Raw genomic sequence first — 16,539 nt, 5'->3', positions numbered from 1 at the left:
CCTGCTCTCAGTGCTGGTGCTGGTGCGCGGGCTCGGCGAGCTTGAACGCCAGGCGTCCGTGCGCGAAGCCACCACCGGCGCGGATGGCGGTCGCGACCCAGGCGGCCTCGGCCAGTTCGGCCTCGTCGGCACCGGCCGCGACGGCCTTCTGCGAGTGCGCGTCGATGCAGTACACGCACTGCGTGGTGATGCCCACGGCCAGCGCGATCAGCTCGCGGTACTTCAGCGGGATCGCCCGCGACTCGTCGGGAGCGAACACGGCGCTGTCGAAGGCCGCGAACGCCGCGAGGATGTCGGGGGTGTGTTCCTTGTAGACCTTCGTGTAGGTCTTGTCGGCTTCGCTGTCGAAGTAGGCGCTCATGCTCTGCTCTCTGCTGGTGTGCGTCGGGTGCTCCCGCCGCCGGGCGCGACGGCGCCACCGAGGAAGGAGGGTCTACCGCGACGCTAAGACCTGCGGCATCCGCCCCGCACCTCGGAGTGCAACACGAGGTCATCCGGAGCGAGCGGTCAGACCTGGTCGTCGCTGAGTCGGCGGGGGCCCGCCCCGAGACTGCCGAGTGCGTCGTCGGGGTTCAGCAGACCGCACGCCTTCATCGACAGGCATCCGCAGCCGATGCATCCGGTCAGTTCGCGTTCGAGGCGCTCGATGCCCTCTCGACGCTTCTCGAGCGCGCGCTTCCAGCGGCGCGAGGCGCGCTGCCAGTCGTCGTGGCTCGGGGTCTCGGTGAGCGGCACGTCGGCGAACGCTGTCTGCACGTCGGCGAGCGGGATGCCGAGGCGCTTCGCCACCGCGATGAGCGACACCCGCCGGATCATGTGCCGCGGGTAGCGGCGCTGGTTGCCGGGCGTGCGGAACGAGGCGATGAGGCCGATCGACTCGTAGAAGTGCAGAGCGGATGCCGCGACCCCCGTGCGTCGCGTCATCTCGCCGATCGAGAGGGCGTCCTCGGCGGTGTGCGCGGCATCGGCGTGCGAGGTCATCCCTGCCTCCGGAATACTGTGGCTCATGCCCGCGGATCCTGGCCCGCGGATTTGACCTAAAGTGTACTTGAGGTTTTAGCGTGGAACGCTGACCCGAAGGAAGACCCGATGACCTATGTGATCGCCCTGCCGTGCGTCGATGTCAAGGACCGCGCGTGCATCGACGAGTGTCCCGTCGACTGCATCTACGAGGGTGAACGCTCGCTCTACATCCACCCCGATGAGTGCGTCGACTGCGGGGCGTGCGAGCCGGTGTGCCCCGTCGAGGCGATCTTCTACGAGGACGACCTGCCCGACGAGTGGACCGACTACTACAAGGCGAACGTCGAGTTCTTCGACGAGGTGGGCTCGCCCGGGGGTGCGGCCAAGGTCGGCATGATCGCGCACGACCACCCGCTCATCGCCGCACTTCCCCCGCAGGAGGGCGCCGAGTGAGCACCTCAGAATCCGGCATCCCCGTCCCCAGCGCCGTCGGCGAAGGGCTCAAGGCGGCGTTCCGCACCCACCCCGCCGGCGTCGCGATCATCACCGCGGCGACCCCCGAGGGCCCCGTCGGTCTCACCGCGTCGAGCGTGGCATCCGTCGCCGTCGACCCGGCCGCGATCGTGTTCTCGGTCACCCGGGCGACCGGAAGCGCGGGCGGGCTCCTCTCGGCCCCGACCTTCGTCGTGCACCTGATCGATCACGATCACTCCGAATTGGCGCAGAGCTTCGCCGTGAGCGGGTCGGAGCGCTTCACGCCCGAGCAGCAGTGGAGCACCCTGCCGACGGGCGAGCCGTACCTGCCCGCAGCCCGCTTCGCCCTGCGCTGCCGCGCGCTGCAGACGGTGCCCGTCGGTACGTCGAGCGTGGTGATCGCCGAGGTGCTCGAGGTGTTCGCCGGCCCGCAGGGCCGCCCCCTCGTCTACGTCGACCGCAAGTTCCACAGCCTCCCGCACCAGCCCTGACCGGCCCCGCGCGTACCCAACTCAGGAACATCGGCCGTCGAACGGCAGTTTCGGCCACTGAATCGGACGATCGCGCCCGTTCTTCCTGAGTTAGGTACGCCCCCCGCGGCGCATAACTCCTCAGAACCGGCCCCCGAACCCCGGTTCTGGCCGAAAACTACCCCGGAACGCCCGTTCTCTCCGGAGTTGTGAACCCCGATCCGCTCACACCGCGGCGGTCGAACCCCGGTCCGTGAGCACGAACGGCAGATCGGCGGGCGGGACCTCGCCTTCGCCCAGCTGCGCGAGCACCGCGGCGGCCGCGCGCTCGCCCTGCTGCAGCGGGAACTGATCGACCGTGGTGAGCCCGAAGATCTCGCCGAGCTCATGCCCGTCGATGCCGATCACCGAGAGATCCTCCGGAACGCGGATGCCGTGCTCCCGCGCCGCGAGGATCGCCCCGATCGCCATCTCATCGGATGCCGCGAACACCGCGGTCGGCCGTGGACCGCCCCCGCCGAGCAACTGATGAGCGGCGCGCAGGCCGCCCGCGATCGTGAAGTCGGCGGCCACCACGAGCGACGGGTCGACCGGAATGCCCGCGTCGACCAGCGCCTCCTCGAACCCGCGGCGACGATTGGTCGGCACATGGAACTCCTCGTCGAACTCGGCGGTCGCTCCGATGTACGCGATGTCTCGGTGGCCCAGCCCGATCAGGTGCTCGGTGGCGAGGCGGGCGATGCCGAGCTCGTCGACCGTGAGGGTCTCGAGGGTCGGATGCGGTCCGCCGATCGCGATGATCGGCATCCCCAGCTCGAGCAGCCGACGCGTCTCGTCGTCGTCGAGCCGGATCGACACGGCGATCACGGCATCCACGCCCTGACGCCGCAGGAAGGTGTCGAACACGTGCCGCCGCGTCTCGCGGTCGGGGGTGATGTTGTAGAGGGTGATGTCGAAGCCGGCGCGCATGAGCGCGGACGACACCCCCGACAGCACGGTGCTGAAGAACCAGCGGTCGAGGTAGGGAACGATCACCCCGACCGTGCGGGTGCGCCCGGAGGCGAGGCTCGACGCACGCGACGACACCACGTAGCCGAGGCTGTCGGCGGCCCCCAGAACCCGTGCGCGCGTCTCGTCCGACACCTTGCCGCGCCCGCTCAGGGCGCGCGAGACGGTCGCCGTCGAGACGCCGGCCAGTCGTGCCACGTCGTCGATGCTCGCCATCGCGCCGCCTTTCGAATCGGGGTGATCGGGTGGGTGAGCGGATGCCGGGGCCGCACGCACGTGCGGCCCCGGCCGGAGGGCATCAGCCCCGCGTGAACCAGACGGTCGTGTCGACGGGAAGCTCCGAGCCCGCGAAGGGCTGGCTCTTCACGAGGAACGTCGCGTCGTCGGGCAGCGCGATCGGTGCAGTGCCGAGGTTCGCGACCACGTGCACGTCATCGCGGCGGAAGGCGACGGCATCCGCACCGAAGTCCTCCCAGACCAGCGAGCCCGAGCCGAAGCCGTGCGCACGGCGCAGCGCCAGCAGTTCGGTGTAGAGCGAGAGGGTGGAGTTCGGGTCGGCCAGCTCGACGTCGCGCGCGTGCGTCGCCCATTCGTCGGGCTGCGGCAGCCACGAGAGTCCGGTGTCGTTGAAGCCGAACGCCGGGGCATCCGCCTCCCAGGGCAGCGGCACGCGGCATCCGTCGCGTCCGTAGCGCTCGTGCTTCGTGCGGAACCAGGTCGGGTCCTGACGGTACTCGTCGGGGATCTCCATGGCCTCCGGTAGGCCCAGCTCCTCGCCCTGGTAGAGGTACGACGAGCCGGGCAGCGCGAGCATGAGGGTCGTCGCCGCGCGGGCGCGGGCGAGGCCGATCACGGCGTCGGGCTTGCTCGGGGTGTGGGGGCCGATGCCCTCGCCCTGCGGGTTGTCGACCGTGAGGGCGAGGCGGGTGGCGTGGCGCACCACGTCGTGGTTCGAGAGCACCCAGGTGCTGGGGGCGCCGACCGCTCCGAAGTCGTCGAGCGATTCGCGGATGACGTCGCCGAGTGCCTTCGCGTCCCACGCGGTCATCAGGTACGGGAAGTTGAAGGTCTGGTGCATCTCGTCGGGGCGCACCCACAGCGAGGTCTTCTTCAGCGTCGGCAGCCAGGCCTCGCCGCAGAGGGCGCGGTCGCCGTCGTACTCGGCGAGCAGTTCGTGCCAGTCGCGGTAGATGTCGTGCACGCCGTCCTGACCCCAGTACGGCACGTTCGCCTCGCCGCCGCCCATCGAGTCGGCATCCGACGGAGGGGTGTAGTCGGGCAGGCCGTCGGCCTTGATCATGCCGTGCGCCACGTCGACGCGGAAGCCGTCGACGCCGCGGTCGAGCCAGAAGCGCAGGATCGAACGGAACTCCTCGCGCACCTCTTCGTTGGTCCAGTCGAAGTCGGGCTGGGTGGCGTCGAAGATGTGCAGGTACCACTGGCCGGGGGTGCCGTCTGCCTCGGTCACGCGCTGCCACATGCCGCCGCCGAACACCGACTCCCAGTTGTTCGGGGGCAGTTCGCCGTTCTCGCCCTTTCCGTCGCGGAAGATGTAGCGGGCGCGCTCGCGGCTTCCGGGCGCCGCCTTCAGTGCCTCCTGGAACCACACGTGCTGGTCGGACGAGTGGTTGGGCACGAGGTCGACGATCACGCGGATGCCGCGGGCATGGGCCGCCTCGAGCATGGTGTCGAAGTCGGCCAGGGTGCCGAAGAGCGGGTCGACGTCGCGGTAGTCGGCGACGTCGTACCCGGCGTCGCGCTGCGGGCTGGTCATGAAGGGGCTCAGCCAGATCGCATCGACGCCGAGGTCCTTCAGCGAGTCCAGGCGGCTGGTGATGCCGGGGAGGTCGCCGATGCCGTCGCCCGAGGCGTCGGCGAAGGAGCGGGGGTAGATCTGGTAGATGACGGCGCTGCGCCACCACTCGGATCCGGGCGCGGCGAACTGTTCGATTTCAGGCATCCCCCGAGCCTAATGCAAGCGCTTGCATCACTCGCGCACCGCGCACCCGGGAGTACGCTGACGGCACCATCACGAGGAGGTGTCGCATGATTCCCGAGATCAACTACTGGGCCGTTCTGCTGGCCACGCTGTCGAGCATGATCGTCGGCTCGATCTGGTACTCGCCGAAGGTGTTCGGTACGCGCTGGTCGAAGCTCGCGAACGTCGACATGGATCGCCCGGCGGCCACCGCGGTCTGGCCGATCATCACCACGGTGATCGTGAGCTTCATCACGGCCTGGGTGCTCGCCGGAGCATCCGCCATCGCCTGGCACTTCTACGGCGGATCCTGGTTCTGGGGTGCCGTCATCACCGCGGTCACTCTCTGGGCCGGCTTCACGGCGGCCCGCTTCATCACCCACGACGCCCTCGAGGGGCGCTCGACCCGGCTCACGACCCTCAACATCGCGCACGAGCTCGTGACGGTGCTCGTGATGGCGGCGATCATCGGGCTGTGGCCGCCCGCGATGACCGTGTAGTGCGCCGGGCCCCGCACCGATGAAGCCTTTATTCATACACGAGCAGAAACTGTAAGAAATCCCCTTCCCTCTCGGCGACGGAACTGCGATGATCATCGCGTGACCTTCGGGTCGCCCGTGCGCGTTCCCCCACCGCGCACGGAGTTTGACGAGAGGTCCCCCAATGTCTCGTTCCCGTTCTCCCCGTCGTGCTGTCGGCTGGACGGTGGTCGTCGCGCTCGTCGCCACCGCCGTGCTCGCCGGTGCGGCATCCGCTGCCACCGGAGATCCCGTCCCCGCCGACGAGACCGCCGACCCGACCGCTCCGGAGCCCTCCGTGTCGATCGCCCTCGCCTACGAGTTCCTCGATGCGCGCACCGACCAGTTCTGCGACGGCGAGGGCATGTGCCTGCCGCGCAGCTACGAGGGCGGGTTCTTCACGACGCCGACCTGGGACTTCACACCGTCGTTCGTCTACGACGACGCACTGGTCATCATCGCGTACACCGCCCGCGGTCTTCCCGACGACATCCGCCGCGCAAAGAGCATCGGCGAGACGCTGCTCTTCGTTCAGGAGAACGACCCGATCGGCGACGGGCGCGTGCGCACGCACTACGAGCCCCACGCCATCCGTCAGGGCCGCATGGAGATCACCGGACCCGGCACGTTCACCGGAAACCAGGCCTGGGCCGGGCTCGCCCTCGCCCGCCTGTTCCACGCCACCGGCGACCAGCGCTACCTCGACGGTGCACTCGACATCGCGAACTGGATCCAGACGAACACCGCCGACATGGTGCGCGCCCCCTTCGGCTACACCGGTGGGCAGACGGATGCCGGTGACTCGCTCGTCTGGAAGTCCACCGAGCACAACGCCGACATCGCCGGTTTCTTCGGGCAGCTCGCCCAGCTCACCGGTGACACCGTCTGGGCCGACCGCGCCGCCGTCGCCGCCGCGTTCGTCACCGCGATGCAGAGCCCCGACGGTCACGTCGACACCGGTACGCTGCTCGACGGCAGCACGGTCAACACTCACCCCATCCCGCTCGACGCGCAGACCTGGACCTCGCTCGCGACCGGCGACCCGCGCTACGACGCAGCACTCGACTGGACGCTCGCGAACCTGGTCGGCACCGACGGCCCCTACACGGGCCCCGGGATCAGCGATGTCGACACCTCGAAGGTCTGGTTCGAGGGAGCAGCGCACCTCGCACTGGCCCTGAAGCTGCGGGATGCCGCCGGCGATGCCGCCTACGCGGACACGTTGCTCGACAGCATCCGTCTCGGTCAGCGCGATGCCGCGAACGGCGACGGCAAGGGCATCGTCGCGACCTCGACCGACGGCCTCGACTCCGGGTTCGGCGACCTCTACTACGCGAGCCTGCACACCGGCGCGACCGCCTGGTACCTGCTGGCCGAGGCCGGCGACAACCCCTTCACTCTGCCGGCCGACTGACCGGCGGCAGGAATGACGGAGGGGGCGGATGCCGAAGCATCCGCCCCCTCCGTCGAAGAAGTTACGCGGCGACGCGCGCGACCGCGGCGATCGCGCTCGCGAAGAAGCCGATCCCGTCGATGCCGGAGCGCATGGCCACCGAGGTGTCGGGGCCGAAGCCGGCCTCGGTCGCGTGCTCGGGGTGTGGCATGAGCCCCACGACGTTGCCCGCCTCGTTCGTGATGCCCGCGATGTCGCGCAGCGAACCGTTGGGGTTGACGCCCGCGTAGCGGAAGGCCACGAGGCCCTCGCCCTCGATGCGGTCGAGGGTCTGCTCGTCGGCGATGTAGCCGCCGTCGGCGTTCTTGAGCGGGATGACGATCTCCTGCCCGCGACGGAACTCGTTGGTCCACGCCGTGTCGGAGTTCTCGACCGTCAGCTTCTGGTCGCGACGGATGAAGTGCTGGTGGCTGTTGCGGATGAGTCCGCCGGGCAGCAGGTGCGACTCGACGAGCATCTGGAAGCCGTTGCAGATGCCGAGCACGGGCAGGCCCTTGGCGGCGGCATCCTTCACCTCGGCCATGATCGGCGAGAGCGCGGCGATGGAGCCGGCGCGCAGGTAGTCGCCGTAGCTGAATCCGCCGGGCAGCACGAGGGCGTCGACACCCTCGAGGTCGTGCGAGCCGTGCCAGAGGGCGACGGGCTCGGCGCCGGCGATGCGCACGGCGCGCTGCGCGTCGCGGTCGTCGAGCGAGCCGGGGAACGTGACGACCCCGATGCGTACGGTCATTCGACGACCTCGATGCCCACGACGTCTTCGATCACGGAGTTCGACAGCACCTCGTCGGCGATGCGGGTCGCCTCGGCGAGCAGCTCGTCGGTGACCTCGCCCTCGACCGTGAGCTCGAAGCGCTTCCCGATGCGGACGTCGGAGAAGCCCTCGACGCCGAGGCGTGCGAACGCTCCGGAGACGGCCTTCCCCTGCGGGTCGAGCAGTTCGGACTTGGGCATGACGTCGACGACGATGGTGGGCATGAACGGCTCCAGAAGTCGCGGGCAGGAAGGCGCGTCCAGTCTACCGCCCTGCTCCGGTCGCGATTCGCCGCCGGGCGTGGCGCGCGGGGCGTCGCTCAGGCGTGGAAGACGGTGTGCAGATCGCCGATGAGCTCGCGGCCGCCGAGGCCGTCGATCTCGAACAGCACCGAGATGCCGACCACGTGGCTGCCGAGGCGCTCGACGAGCTGGCGGCCGGCGGCGAGGGTGCCGCCCGTCGCGAGCACGTCGTCGATGAGCAGCACGCGCGATCCCGCGGGCAGGTCGTCGTGCATCTCGATGGTGGCGGTGCCGTATTCGAGGGCGTAGTCGACGGATGCCGCGGGGCGGGGCAGCTTGCCCGCCTTGCGGATCGGGATGAGTCCGGTGCCCGCGGCGATGGCGGCGGCACTCGCGAGGATGAACCCGCGGGCCTCGATCCCGGCGATCACGTCGAACTGTCCGGCGAACGGCTCGATGATGGCCTCGGTCGTGACGCGGAGGGCCTCGGCGTCGGCGAGCAGCGGCGTGATGTCGCGGAAGACGATGCCCGGCTGCGGGTAGTCCGGCACGTTGCGGATCAGCGACTGGGCGCGGACGAGGGCAGGGGAGAGTTCGGCTTCGGGCACTGAGCAAGGGTACTCCTCGTGTTCGAGGGTTTCGAAAACGGGGGCCCTTGACAATCGTGGGAGCGCTCCCATATCGTGGCCGGAACGTCGTGGGAGCGCTCCCATCGCGGAGCCCACGGCTCAGCACCATCCCGACGCACCACCCACCGCACCACCTCACAAAGGAGTGAACTGTGAACGCACGCGCCCGCCACCGGGTCCTCACGACCGCAGCCGTGGCATCCGTCTCGGCCCTCGCCCTCGCCGGCTGTTCCACCGGCGGAGGAGGCGAGGGCGGCTCGAACGCCGACGAGGAGATCACCCTCACCGTCACCACGTTCGGCACCTTCGGCTACGACGACCTGTACGAGGAGTACGAGGCCGCCCACCCGAACATCACCATCGAGGCCACCAACATCGACACCGGCGGCAACGCCCGCACCGACGCCTTCACCAAGATCGCGGCCGGCTCGGGTCTCAGCGACGTCGTCGCGATCGAGGAGGGCTGGCTCGGCGCCGTCATGGACGTCTCCGACACCTTCGTCGACCTGCGCGACTACGGCATCGAGGACCGCAAGGACGACTGGGTCGACTGGAAGTACGGTCAGGCCACGGATGCCGAGGGCCGGGTCATCGGCTACGGCACCGACATCGGCCCCTCGGGCATCTGCTACAACGGCGCCGCGTTCGAGGCCGCCGGTCTTCCGAGCGACCGCGAGTCGGTCGCCGAGCTGCTGAACGGCGACTGGGAGAACTACTTCCAGGTCGGTGCCGACTACACGGCCAAGACCGGCAAGGCCTGGTACGACCACTCCGGCTTCGTCTGGAACGCGATGGTCAACCAGCTCGACGAGGGGTACTACACCGCCGACGGCGAGCTGAACGTCGAGGGCAACGCCGAGCTGCAGGAGCGCTTCGAGCTGCTGGGGGCGGCGACCGAGAGCGGCCAGTCCGCCGCGCAGACCGCGTGGGACTGGAACGGCGGCAAGTCGTTCGTCGACGGCACCTTCGCGACGTTCGTGTGCCCGGGCTGGATGCTCGGCGTCGTGCAGGGTCAGGTCGAGGCCGGCGGCGGCGACGCCTCGACCGGCTGGGACTTCGCGGATGTCTTCCCCGGCGGAGCGGCGAACTGGGGCGGCGCGTTCCTGTCGATCCCCGAGTCCTCGCAGCACAAGGAGGCCGCGGCCGAGCTCGCCGACTGGCTGACGCAGCCCGAGCAGCAGGTGAAGCAGTCGGCCGCGGCCGGCAACTTCCCCTCGACGGTGAAGGCGCAGGAGACCCTCGCCGCCGACGCCACCCCGAACGCGTTCTTCAACGACGCCCCCACCGGCGCGATCCTCGCGGAGCGCGCGAAGGGCGTGGTCGCGCAGTTCAAGGGCGCCGATGACTCGGTGATCCAGGAGAACGTCTTCGGCCCGGCGCTCAGCGCGCTCGACCGCGGCGAGACCGACACGAAGGGCGCCTGGGATCAGGCGATCTCCCTCCTGAACGACCTGGTCGGCTGACCGGCCCTTCGACAGGCTCAGGGACCCATCGGTACGGGGTTGCTGAGCCTGTCGAAGCATCCCGCAAAGGAACCCCATGACTCTCACCGCACCGCCCGCGCAGCAGCGGGTGGCGGCATCCGCCCCTGAATCGGATGCTCCGCCGAAACGCTCCTGGCGCCATCGCGTCTCCCGCTTCGACCAGAACGCCTCGCCGTACTTCTACATCTCGCCGTTCTTCCTGCTGTTCGGGTTGGTGGGCCTGTTCCCGCTGCTGTACACGGTGTACGTCGCCGTGCACGAGTGGGATCTGCTCAAGGGCGAGGGCGGGTTCGTCGGCTTCGGCAACTTCGTCGAGATCCTCGGCGACGGGATGTTCTGGAACTCGATCTTCAACACCCTCAGCATCTTCCTGCTGTCGGCGATCCCGCAGCTCGCGGTCGCGCTGACGATCGCCTACCTGCTCGACCGCGGGCTGCGCGCCCCGACGTTCTGGCGCATGAGCGTGCTCATCCCGTTCGTGGTCACCCCGGTGGCGGTCGCGATCATCTTCTCGAGCATCTTCAACGAGGCCGACGGTCTCGCCAACAACCTGCTCAACCTCATCGGCATCGCCGACCAGCAGTGGAAGCACGACACCGCGCTGTCGCACATCGCGATCGCGGTCATGGTGAACTTCCGCTGGACGGGGTACAACGCGCTCATCCTGCTCGCCGCGATGCAGGCCGTTCCGCGCGACCTCTACGAGTCGGCGGCCCTCGACGGCGCGGGCGCCGCCCGCCGCTTCTTCTCGATCACGATCCCGACGATCCGCCCGACGCTGATCTTCGTCATCATCACGGCGACCATCGGCGGACTGCAGATCTTCGCCGAGCCGCGGCTGTTCGACGTCTCCACCGCCGGCGGCATCGGCGGCAGCGACCGGCAGTTCCAGACGACCGTGCTGTTCCTCTGGGAGCTCGCGTTCTTCCGGCGCGATCTGGGCGAAGCATCCGCTGTCGCCATCCTGCTGTTCCTGTTGATCGTCGGCATCGGCGTGATCAACTTCCTGATCTCGCGACGGATATCGACGGGGGATGCCGGCCGCAACCGCGCCGCGCGCCGCCGGGCCCGCGCGACCGCCGCCACCCTCGAGGAGGACGCACGATGACCGCGACGATGGCACTGAGCGTGCCCGAGAAGATCCGCCGTCGCCGGGGCAGCGCCCTCGGCAACGCGGGGATCGGCAGCCGCCCCGGCTTCCTCACCTACGGCCTGCTGGCCGCGTTCGTGATCGGCAGCGTGTATCCGCTGTGGTGGTCGGTCGTCGTCGCGAGCGGCACGAACGCCACGCGCGGCGAGAACCTGCCGCTCATCCCGGGCGGCAACTTCCTCGCGAACGCCGCCAAGGTGTTCGACGCGATCCCGTTCTGGCTGGCGCTGGGGAACTCGTTCCTCATCTCGGGGATCATCACGATCTCGGTCGTGACGTTCTCGACCCTCGCCGGCTACGCGTTCGCGAAGCTGCGCTTCAAGGGACGCGACGGCCTCATGGTGTTCGTGATCGCGACCATGGCGATCCCCACGCAGCTGGGCATCATCCCGCTGTTCATGCTCATGCGCGAGCTGGGTTGGACGGGCTCGATCGGGGCCGTGATCGTGCCGACACTCGTCACCGCGTTCGGCGTCTTCTTCATGCGGCAGTACCTCGTCGACGTCATCCCCGACGAACTGATCGAAGCCGCCCGCGTCGACGGCGCCAACCAGTTCCGCACGTTCCTGACGGTCGGGATCCCGGCCGCCCGCCCCGCGATGGCCATCCTCGGACTCTTCACGTTCATGACCGCGTGGACCGACTACCTGTGGCCGCTCATCGTGCTCTCGCCCTCGAATCCCACCCTCCAGACCGCGCTCAGCCAGCTGCAGTCCGGTTACTACATCGACTACTCGATCGTGCTCGCCGGTGCGGTGCTCGCGACCCTTCCGCTGCTCGTGCTCTTCGTGGTCGCGGGCAAGCAGCTGGTCAGTGGCATCATGGCGGGCGCGGTGAAAGGATGACTCCATGACCCGTGCGTTTCCCCAGAACTTCCTCTTCGGCGCCGCCACCGCGGCCTACCAGATCGAGGGGGCGGCTTTCGAAGACGGGCGCACCGCGTCGATCTGGGACGCGTTCTCGCGCGTACCCGGAGCGGTGATCAACGGGGACAACGGCGACGTCGCCTGCGACCACTACCACCGGTACCGCGACGACGTGGCGCTGATGAAGGACCTCGGCCTCCAGACGTACCGCTTCTCGACCTCGTGGTCCCGGGTGCGCCCCGACGGCGGTGCCGTGAACGCGCAGGGCGTCGACTTCTACGAGCGCCTGGTCGATGAGCTGCTCGCCGCCGACATCCTGCCGTGGCTGACGCTGTACCACTGGGACATGCCGCAGGCGCTGCAGGAGACCGGCGGCTGGACGAACCGCGACACGGTCGACCGCTTCCTCGAGTACGCGGGCACCATGCACGACGCGCTCGGCGACCGGGTGAACGTGTGGACCACGCTGAACGAGCCGTGGTGCTCGTCGTTCCTGTCGTACACGGGCGGTGAGCACGCCCCCGGTCACACGAGTGTCGCCGAGGGTCTGCTCTCGGCCCACCACCTGCTGCTCGCCCACGGCGAGACGGTGCGCGAGCTGCGCGGGCGCGACGCCTCGCTCAACCTCGGCATCACGCTCAACCACACGGTCGCCGACCCCGCCGATCCGACGAACCCCGCCGACGTCGACGCCGCGCGCCGTATCGACGGGCAGTTCAACCGCTGGTTCCTCGACCCCATCTACCGGGGCGAGTACCCGGCCGACATCGTCGAGGACATCCGGGCGGTGGATGCCGCGGCCGTCGAGACCTTCGAAGCCGCGATCCACGACGGCGACCTCGCCACCATCGCGCAGCACATCGACACGCAGGGCGTGAACTACTACCACGGCGACCTCGTCTCGGGCGCGGTGCCCGAGAACGCCGCGGTCGAGAGCGTGCCCGACACCGAGCGCAAGGTGCGCAGCCCCTACCCGTCGTTCGAGAACATCCACAACGTCGAGCGCGGCCTGCCCCGCACGGCGCAGAACTGGGAGGTGCAGCCCGAGGGGCTCACCCGCCTGCTGCAGCGCGTGTGGACGGAGTACGCGCAGCCCGCCGGAACCGTGCTGTACATGACCGAGAACGGCGCCGCCTACGACGACGTCGCGGTCGTCGAAGACGGCGAGACGCGCGTGCACGACGACGACCGCGCCGAGTTCCTGCGCCTGCACCTCGCCGCGGTGCTCGACGCGGCGGATGCCGGGGTCGACGTGCGCGGATACTTCTACTGGTCGCTGTTCGACAACTACGAGTGGGCGTGGGGCTACGACAAGCGCTTCGGCATCGTGCGCGTCGACTACGACACCCAGGAACGCACGCTCAAGGACTCCGCGCGGGAGTACGCTCGCATCATCGCCGCTCGCTCTCTCTGAGACCGGGCGGCGAGGGCGGTCGGAGCATCCGATCGCCCCGCCGGATCGGAGGAAGAGCTGTGTCGCGAGCGACGATCGAAGAGGTGGCCGCTGCCGCCGGAGTGTCACGGTCGACGGTCTCGCGCGTCGTCAACGGTTCGACGGCGGTCAGCCCCGAGGCGCTCGCCGCGGTGCACGATGCGATCGAGCGGCTGAACTACGTGCCGAACCGCGCGGCGCGATCGCTCGCGTCGCGTCAGACGCACGCGATCGCCCTGATCGTGCCCGAAGACACCACGCGATTCTTCGGCGACCCGTTCTTCGCCGCGATCGTCGCCGGCATCACCGGCACGCTGCGCACCTCCGACTACCTGCTGAACCTGCTCATCGCGAGCGACGACCCGGGTGACAAGATGACCGGCTTCGTGCGCAACGGCGGTGTCGACGGGGCGCTGCTGGTGTCGCACCACACGAGCGACGCGTTCATCGACCGGATCGCGGATGCCGTGCCGGTCGTCTACGGCGGGCGCCCCGTGCGCACGCGCGAGACCGACTACGTGGTCGACGTCGACAACGTGGCCGGGGCGCGTGAGGCGGTGCGCCGCCTGGTCGACATCGGCCGCACCCGCATCGCCACGATCTCCGGTCCGCTCACGATGTTGTCGTCGATCGACCGCGTGCAGGGCTTCCGCGAGGCACTGGCGGATGCCGCGCTCACGCCGTTCGCCGAGGAGGAGGGCGACTACAGCGAGGCCAGCGGCGCGGACGCCGCACGGCGCATACTCGCGGCGGGCCGCCCCGACGCGATCTTCGTCGCGAGCGACCTCATGGCGCGGGGTGCGTTGACGGCGCTGCGCTCCTCCGGCATCCGCGTTCCCGACGACATCGCCCTCGTCGGGTTCGACGACTCCTCGGTGGCGCTCAGCTGCGACCCGCAGCTCACGACGATGCGTCAGCCGATGTACGCGCAAGGCGAGGCGATGGCGCAGGTGCTGCTGTCGCGGCTCGCCGGGGGAGACCCGCCCCGCACGACCATCCTGCCGACGGAGCTCGTGGTGCGGGGTTCGGCCTGACGTCGTGATTGGGGTGGGGCGTTTCGAGGATGCCCACTCCGATAGACGACCACATCATCTCTCGTTTGGTTGTGTCCTGAGCGGAGAGATCGCGAAACGAGGGTCCGACTCTTCTTGCTCATGCCAGCGCCCCACTTTTCGTCCTCGCATCGAGATGTATCTGCGGCCAGTCGGCGACGTCACGCAGGAGTTGACGATCGTGGCTGGACAGAACCAGGGCGGCTTGCGTGTCGCCGAGCGCATCGGTGAGTTCGTCGACGAGAGCGATGGAGAGGTGGTTGGTCGGCTCGTCGAGGAGAAGCACGTGAGGCTTGGCCGCGAGCACCAATGCCAGCTCGAGTCGGCGTTGTTGACCCATCGACAACTCACCGATGCGCTTGCTTGATTGCCGAGCTCGCAGGAGGCCGAGCTGCGAGAGCCCGACCGCTTCCGATGCGGGGAGTGTTCCGGCAGATACGAGTGCGTCAACATTCGCGGTGTAGACCTCGCTCGCCCGACGGTCCAGTGGCAGGTTTGTCTCCTGACGCAAGAACCCGAGACGGGCGTTTTGCGGCATCCGCACCGCACCGGTGTCCGGGTGTAGCTCACCCGCGAGCACTCTCAGCAGGGTCGACTTGCCCGCACCGTTCGGGCCCGTCACCACCAGACGCCCCCGATGCGAGAGTGAGAACGACACGGGGGCCGCCAAGCGTCCGGCCACGCTGACCTGCTCGACGCTCAGCAGCACTGCGCCAGACCTCGTAGGCAGGTCCGGGAACCGGAACTGCAGCGGTGGCTCAGGAACCGTCACCGCGTGCGCTTCGAGCTGTTCCTGACGCCGATGCACGCTCTGGACCAGCCCGCCGGCACGGGTCGCACGGCCGTGCTTGTTGGTCCCCTTCTCAGGACGCCACCCGGAGACGAGCCGATTCTGCGCAGAACTGAGGCTGTCCTGCAGGCGGGCATGCTCAGCTTGTTGCCGGTCGTACTCCTGTTCCCAGCGTTCTCGTTCGGCGTGCCGGCCCTCGCGATACCCGGCATACCCGCTGCCGTACACCCGCACGCGATCATCCAGCGTCGGGTCGAGGTCGACGATGGTGTCGGCGACGTCTGAGAGCAGTGCCCGATCGTGCGTCACGACGACGACCCCGCCTGCACGGGAGCGGAGCTGCGCGCCCAGGAACTCGAGCCCGGAGCGATCGAGGTGGTTCGTCGGCTCGTCGAGCAGCAGGAAATCATCGTCAGCACCGAGCAAGCACGCCAGACGCACTCGATACCGCTGTCCCACGGAGAGGTCACCGAGCAGCCGGGCCGGGTCGGTCTCCGCGTCGAGCGCTTCGAGTGCGATCTGCACCCGCCGTTCGGCATCCCACGCATCAAGTAATTCAGCGTGCTCGAGCGCGGCGGCGTAACGCTCATCCGCACCGACGTCCCCGGCCGACATGGCGCGGGCCGCTTCGTCGAGGGCCGCAAGGGCAGCGAGCGGTTCGGCGATCGCTTCTGCGACGGCCTGGCCCACGGTTCGGTCGTCGTCCGCAGACATTTCCTGTTCCGCGACGCCCAAAGTTCCGGTGCGCTGCACCGTTCCGGAATCAGGGAGCAGGGTGCCGTCGAGGACGTGAAGCAGAGTTGACTTTCCGCGGCCGTTCTCGCCGACGATCGCGATCCGCGACGCAGGAGTAACGGTGAGGTCGACGTGGTTCAAGACGCTGGTCGCCCCGCGCATCACTGAGACGTCAGAGGCAATGAGTTGGGCGCGCTGGCGCGCCGGTAGATGTTTGGTCAGGGTGAGCATTCGAATCCTTCGAGACGACGTACCAAGCACTCCATACGGGGAGCGCAAGGGTACGCAGATGACGGCGACCCATGAGGGTCAGAAAACGAGCTGCCGCCGCAGGCTCGGAGAAACTCAACGAGCGCGGTAGGCCTTACTCAGCCTTCACAGGAAAAACAAATGCACGTGTCCATCGTACGGTGCTGCCGTTGCCTGCCGCAAACGATCGATTGCGGCGCCGAACCGCCTTTGGTGCTCAGAAACGCGACACCCCGGCAATCGGCCAGCCGAAAAACCCCCTGCCGAAACTGCAAGCCACCGAAACCTGTGCTGT

Annotated in this window: 17 protein-coding genes; 9 read left to right on the top strand and 8 right to left on the bottom strand. The window is 68.8% G+C overall.

Annotated features, from left to right (window positions below):
• Nucleotides 1–7: 7 nt before the first annotated feature.
• Both KZC52_RS08780 and soxR read right to left on the bottom strand, forming a co-directional pair.
• A complete protein-coding gene (locus tag KZC52_RS08780; protein ID WP_247623661.1) occupies nucleotides 8–361 on the bottom strand; it encodes a carboxymuconolactone decarboxylase family protein in 354 nt (117 codons plus the stop codon).
• A gap of 146 nt (nucleotides 362–507) precedes the next feature.
• A complete protein-coding gene (gene soxR / locus KZC52_RS08775; RefSeq protein ID WP_247624735.1) occupies nucleotides 508–981 on the bottom strand; it encodes a redox-sensitive transcriptional activator SoxR in 474 nt (157 codons plus the stop codon).
• 108 nt (nucleotides 982–1,089) lie between these two features.
• Between soxR and fdxA the strand changes: the two genes are divergently transcribed.
• Together fdxA and KZC52_RS08765 are read left to right on the top strand one after the other, a co-directional pair.
• Nucleotides 1,090–1,416 (top strand): ferredoxin, encoded by a 327-nt coding sequence (fdxA, locus tag KZC52_RS08770; RefSeq protein WP_247623660.1) that lies wholly within the window; start codon nucleotides 1,090–1,092, stop codon nucleotides 1,414–1,416.
• A complete protein-coding gene (locus KZC52_RS08765) occupies nucleotides 1,413–1,928 on the top strand; it encodes a flavin reductase family protein (protein WP_247623659.1) in 516 nt (171 codons plus the stop codon). The genes fdxA and KZC52_RS08765 overlap by 4 nt, the downstream gene beginning before the upstream one ends.
• Before the next feature lie 204 nt (nucleotides 1,929–2,132).
• Here KZC52_RS08765 and KZC52_RS08760 read toward each other — a convergent pair whose 3' ends face one another.
• Together KZC52_RS08760 and KZC52_RS08755 are read right to left on the bottom strand one after the other, a co-directional pair.
• On the bottom strand, nucleotides 2,133–3,131 hold the full coding sequence (locus KZC52_RS08760) for a LacI family DNA-binding transcriptional regulator (RefSeq protein WP_247623658.1): 999 nt from the start codon (nucleotides 3,129–3,131) through the stop codon (nucleotides 2,133–2,135).
• A gap of 82 nt (nucleotides 3,132–3,213) precedes the next feature.
• Nucleotides 3,214–4,875: a glycoside hydrolase family 13 protein gene (locus KZC52_RS08755; protein WP_247623657.1), complete on the bottom strand. Its 1,662-nt coding sequence runs from the start codon at nucleotides 4,873–4,875 to the stop codon at nucleotides 3,214–3,216.
• An 86-nt stretch (nucleotides 4,876–4,961) separates the two neighbouring features.
• Here KZC52_RS08755 and KZC52_RS08750 point away from each other — a divergent pair, with 86 nt between their 5' ends.
• Both KZC52_RS08750 and KZC52_RS08745 read left to right on the top strand, forming a co-directional pair.
• Nucleotides 4,962–5,393, top strand: a complete 432-nt coding sequence (locus KZC52_RS08750) for a DUF1761 domain-containing protein (protein WP_247623656.1) — start codon at nucleotides 4,962–4,964, stop codon at nucleotides 5,391–5,393.
• Nucleotides 5,394–5,556: 163 nt separating this feature from the next.
• The gene (locus tag KZC52_RS08745; RefSeq protein WP_247623655.1) at nucleotides 5,557–6,825 is read left to right on the top strand and encodes a hypothetical protein; all 1,269 of its coding nucleotides are present in this window, start codon (nucleotides 5,557–5,559) and stop codon (nucleotides 6,823–6,825) included.
• A gap of 61 nt (nucleotides 6,826–6,886) precedes the next feature.
• On the opposite strand, the gene purQ is transcribed toward KZC52_RS08745, so the two are convergent.
• The 3 genes from purQ to KZC52_RS08730 all read right to left on the bottom strand — a co-directional run bounded on the left by purQ (nucleotide 6,887) and on the right by KZC52_RS08730 (nucleotide 8,465).
• Complete coding sequence (purQ, locus tag KZC52_RS08740; RefSeq protein ID WP_247623654.1) at nucleotides 6,887–7,594, bottom strand: phosphoribosylformylglycinamidine synthase subunit PurQ; 708 nt, start codon at nucleotides 7,592–7,594, stop codon at nucleotides 6,887–6,889.
• Complete coding sequence (purS, locus tag KZC52_RS08735; RefSeq protein ID WP_247623653.1) at nucleotides 7,591–7,839, bottom strand: phosphoribosylformylglycinamidine synthase subunit PurS; 249 nt, start codon at nucleotides 7,837–7,839, stop codon at nucleotides 7,591–7,593. The genes purQ and purS overlap by 4 nt, the downstream gene beginning before the upstream one ends.
• 95 nt (nucleotides 7,840–7,934) lie before the next feature.
• Nucleotides 7,935–8,465 carry an adenine phosphoribosyltransferase gene (locus KZC52_RS08730; RefSeq protein ID WP_247623652.1) on the bottom strand — a complete coding sequence of 177 codons (531 nt, stop codon included), beginning with the start codon at nucleotides 8,463–8,465 and terminating at the stop codon, nucleotides 7,935–7,937.
• 173 nt (nucleotides 8,466–8,638) lie between these two features.
• On the opposite strand from KZC52_RS08730, the gene KZC52_RS08725 reads away from it, so the two are divergent.
• From KZC52_RS08725 to KZC52_RS08705, 5 genes are all read left to right on the top strand, one after another.
• On the top strand, nucleotides 8,639–9,949 hold the full coding sequence (locus tag KZC52_RS08725; RefSeq protein ID WP_247623651.1) for an ABC transporter substrate-binding protein: 1,311 nt from the start codon (nucleotides 8,639–8,641) through the stop codon (nucleotides 9,947–9,949).
• A 76-nt stretch (nucleotides 9,950–10,025) separates the two neighbouring features.
• Nucleotides 10,026–11,078 (top strand): carbohydrate ABC transporter permease, encoded by a 1,053-nt coding sequence (locus KZC52_RS08720; protein WP_247623650.1) that lies wholly within the window; start codon nucleotides 10,026–10,028, stop codon nucleotides 11,076–11,078.
• Complete coding sequence (locus KZC52_RS08715; protein WP_372491567.1) at nucleotides 11,075–11,965, top strand: carbohydrate ABC transporter permease; 891 nt, start codon at nucleotides 11,075–11,077, stop codon at nucleotides 11,963–11,965. The genes KZC52_RS08720 and KZC52_RS08715 overlap by 4 nt, the downstream gene beginning before the upstream one ends.
• 4 nt (nucleotides 11,966–11,969) lie before the next feature.
• Nucleotides 11,970–13,400: a GH1 family beta-glucosidase gene (locus tag KZC52_RS08710; protein ID WP_247623649.1), complete on the top strand. Its 1,431-nt coding sequence runs from the start codon at nucleotides 11,970–11,972 to the stop codon at nucleotides 13,398–13,400.
• A gap of 59 nt (nucleotides 13,401–13,459) precedes the next feature.
• Nucleotides 13,460–14,452, top strand: coding sequence for a LacI family DNA-binding transcriptional regulator (locus KZC52_RS08705; RefSeq protein ID WP_247623648.1), 993 nt, complete (start codon nucleotides 13,460–13,462; stop codon nucleotides 14,450–14,452).
• Nucleotides 14,453–14,570: 118 nt separating this feature from the next.
• On the opposite strand, the gene KZC52_RS08700 is transcribed toward KZC52_RS08705, so the two are convergent.
• Nucleotides 14,571–16,226, bottom strand: a complete 1,656-nt coding sequence (locus KZC52_RS08700; protein ID WP_247623647.1) for an ABC-F family ATP-binding cassette domain-containing protein — start codon at nucleotides 16,224–16,226, stop codon at nucleotides 14,571–14,573.
• Between the last annotated feature and the right edge of the window lie 313 nt (nucleotides 16,227–16,539).

Source organism: Microbacterium galbinum (assembly GCF_023091225.1).
GTDB lineage: Bacteria > Actinomycetota > Actinomycetes > Actinomycetales > Microbacteriaceae > Microbacterium > Microbacterium galbinum.
The sequence above is the reverse complement of the archived record's forward strand: the minus strand, read 5'-3'. Positions and strand labels throughout refer to the sequence as shown.

What these genes read in the sequence shown, in the direction of transcription:
- purQ (WP_247623654.1), bottom strand. Translation starts at nt 7,594, where the DNA reads ATGACCGTACGCATCGGGGTCGTCACGTTCCCCGGCTCGCTCGACGAC.
- purS (WP_247623653.1), bottom strand. Translation starts at nt 7,839, where the DNA reads ATGCCCACCATCGTCGTCGACGTCATGCCCAAGTCCGAACTGCTCGAC.
- KZC52_RS08715 (WP_372491567.1), top strand. Translation starts at nt 11,075, where the DNA reads ATGACCGCGACGATGGCACTGAGCGTGCCCGAGAAGATCCGCCGTCGC.
- KZC52_RS08755 (WP_247623657.1), bottom strand. Translation starts at nt 4,875, where the DNA reads ATGCCTGAAATCGAACAGTTCGCCGCGCCCGGATCCGAGTGGTGGCGC.
- KZC52_RS08750 (WP_247623656.1), top strand. Translation starts at nt 4,962, where the DNA reads ATGATTCCCGAGATCAACTACTGGGCCGTTCTGCTGGCCACGCTGTCG.
- fdxA (WP_247623660.1), top strand. Translation starts at nt 1,090, where the DNA reads ATGACCTATGTGATCGCCCTGCCGTGCGTCGATGTCAAGGACCGCGCG.
- KZC52_RS08700 (WP_247623647.1), bottom strand. Translation starts at nt 16,226, where the DNA reads ATGCTCACCCTGACCAAACATCTACCGGCGCGCCAGCGCGCCCAACTC.
- KZC52_RS08720 (WP_247623650.1), top strand. Translation starts at nt 10,026, where the DNA reads ATGACTCTCACCGCACCGCCCGCGCAGCAGCGGGTGGCGGCATCCGCC.
- KZC52_RS08780 (WP_247623661.1), bottom strand. Translation starts at nt 361, where the DNA reads ATGAGCGCCTACTTCGACAGCGAAGCCGACAAGACCTACACGAAGGTC.
- soxR (WP_247624735.1), bottom strand. Translation starts at nt 981, where the DNA reads ATGACCTCGCACGCCGATGCCGCGCACACCGCCGAGGACGCCCTCTCG.
- KZC52_RS08710 (WP_247623649.1), top strand. Translation starts at nt 11,970, where the DNA reads ATGACCCGTGCGTTTCCCCAGAACTTCCTCTTCGGCGCCGCCACCGCG.
- KZC52_RS08745 (WP_247623655.1), top strand. Translation starts at nt 5,557, where the DNA reads ATGTCTCGTTCCCGTTCTCCCCGTCGTGCTGTCGGCTGGACGGTGGTC.
- KZC52_RS08760 (WP_247623658.1), bottom strand. Translation starts at nt 3,131, where the DNA reads ATGGCGAGCATCGACGACGTGGCACGACTGGCCGGCGTCTCGACGGCG.